We start from the raw sequence: 2,282 nt of genomic DNA, 5'->3' as shown, positions 1-2,282 counted from the left end.
GTCCCGCGCCGGTCGCGGTCAGCTTCGCTGCGGCGCCCGCGCGCGAGCAGGCGAGCGGCGGCGTGTCGCTGCCCGCGCTGTCGCTGCGCGGCGTGCGCAAGCATTTCGGCAGCCTGACGGTGCTCGACGACATCAGCTTCGATGCGCACGCGGGCGAATTGCTGAGCCTGATCGGACCGAACGGCGCGGGCAAGAGCACATTGATGCGTTGCATCGCGGACGGCGCGCAGCGCTCAGGCGGCACCGTGGAAGTCGGCGGCGTGGAGATCCGCCGCCTCGCGCCATACGACTGCGTGGCGCTCGGCGTCGGACGCAAGTTCCAGACGGCTACCGTGTTCGATTCGCTGAGCGTGGCCGACGCGCTGCGTATCGCGCGCTATCGGGTTGCGCCGCCGTCGAAATGGCAACGCGCGACGACGCTCGAATTGCCGCAGCCGGCACTCGACGTGCTGCGGCTGACCGGCCTCGACCGGATGCCGGACCAGCCGTGCCGATACCTGTCGCATGGCCAGAAGCAGGCGCTCGAACTGGCGATGGTGCTGGCGCTCGAACCGCGCGCGATCCTGCTCGACGAGCCGACCGCGGGCCTCACGAAACAGGAGCGCACGCAAATCGGCGCGATCTTCGTGTCGCTCGCGACGCGCTACCGGATGTGTCTGCTGCTGGTCGAACACGACCTCGATTTCGTGCGCGACATCAGTTCGCGCATCGTCGTGCTGCATCAGGGGCGCATCGTGATGGACGGCGGCGTCGATGAAGTCGTGAACTCCGATCTCGTGCGCGCGGTGTACGCGGGCGAGTCGCATAGCGGTACCGCTAAAACGGAGGGCGGTGTATGAGCACATCAGCGGCGATCGACATCGGCGCGCTGCAAAGCGGCTATGGCGAAGCGATGGTGTTGAAGGGCATCGATCTCACGATTGCGCCCGGCGAGGTGGTCGCCATCCTGGGCAAGAACGGGATGGGCAAATCGACGCTGCTGAAAACGCTGATGGGTTTTATTCGCCCGAAGAACGGCGAGATTGCGCTATTCGGCGAGCGCATCGCGGGCCTGCCGCCGAACCGGATCGCGCGACGCGACGTTGCCTATATTCCGCAGGAGCAGGCGCTGTTTCAGGACCTGTCGGTGGAAGAGAACCTGAAGCTCGCGCTGGCCCGCGACCGCGATTTCAAGCCGCTTTTCACGCGCATCGAAGACCTGTTCCCGTTTCTGAAGGACCGTTTGCGGCAGAAGGCGGGCACGCTGTCAGGCGGCGAGCAGAAGATGCTGCTGGTCGCGCGTGCGCTGATCCGCCAGCCGAAGCTGATTCTGATCGACGAAATCACCGAGGGCATGCAGCCTTCGGTGATCGAGCGGCTGGTCGGCATTCTGACGCGCGAGCGCGACCGCGCCGGCACGGCGATGCTGCTTGTCGAGCAGCACGTTCATTTCGCGTTCGCCGTTGCGAACCGCTACGCGGTGCTCGATCTCGGCGAAATGCCGGCGGCCGGCGCGACCTCGGACCCGGCGGCGCAGGCCACGGTTGCGCGGTATCTGTCGCTTTAGCCCGAGAGCGTGAAGGAAGGAGAGAGCCTGTCATGACATTTTCGATTGTCGCGCGCTGTGAGAAGAGCGGCGCGCTCGGCGTGGCCGTCAGCACCGCGGTGCCGGCGGTAGGGGCAATGTGCGTGTACGTGCGCGCCGGCGTCGGCGCGGTGTCGACGCAATCGTGGGTCAATCCGTATCTCGCGCTCGACGCGCTCGATTTACTCGAACAGGGTAATCCAGCGGAAAGCGCGCTCGCACAGGCGCTCGGCGGCGACCCGGGTGCCGACCTGCGGCAGCTCGGCATGATCGGCCAACGCGGGCATGGCGCGGCGTGGACCGGTGCGCAATGCACCGGCTGGGCCGGTCAGCGTACCGGCCCATGGTATGCGATACAAGGCAACATGCTGGTCGGAGCCGCGACGCTCGACGCAATGCAAGCCGCGTTTGAAGCGACCCGCGAGCTGGCGCTCGAAGAGCGCTTGCTGCGGGCGCTCGAAGCCGGGCAGGCGGCCGGCGGCGATATGCGCGGACGACAGTCTGCGGCGCTGAAGGTGATGCGTGACGAAGCGTATGCGTGGCTCGACCTGCGCGTCGACGAGCATGACGATCCAGTCGCCGAACTGCGGCGCGTGTTCGATGTCGCGCGGCAACAGGTCGCGCCGTTCGTCGCCGGGATGCCGACTCGCGACGACCCCGGCCGCGCACCGCCGCCGGATGTCACCCGCATGCTGCTGACCGCGCCGCCGGCACGGCC

The 2,282-nt window shown here is 67.4% G+C and carries 3 protein-coding genes; all 3 read left to right on the top strand.

Translation table 11 applies throughout. The features are described from left to right. A partial coding sequence (locus HV675_RS32020; RefSeq protein WP_175115464.1) for an ABC transporter ATP-binding protein occupies positions 1–839 on the top strand: 839 nt, incomplete at its 5' end. Further along, complete coding sequence (locus HV675_RS32015; protein ID WP_175115463.1) at positions 836–1,546, top strand: branched-chain amino acid ABC transporter ATP-binding protein; 711 nt, start codon at positions 836–838, stop codon at positions 1,544–1,546. The genes HV675_RS32020 and HV675_RS32015, both read left to right, overlap by 4 nt. A 32-nt stretch (positions 1,547–1,578) precedes the next feature. Beyond that, positions 1,579–2,282, top strand: a 704-nt coding sequence (locus tag HV675_RS32010; protein WP_175115462.1) for a DUF1028 domain-containing protein, incomplete at its 3' end; no start/stop codon positions are given.

Source organism: Paraburkholderia solisilvae, assembly GCF_902859875.1.
In the GTDB taxonomy this organism is placed as follows: Bacteria; Pseudomonadota; Gammaproteobacteria; order Burkholderiales; family Burkholderiaceae; genus Paraburkholderia; species Paraburkholderia solisilvae.
This window is presented reverse-complemented; position numbering and strand designations above follow the sequence as displayed.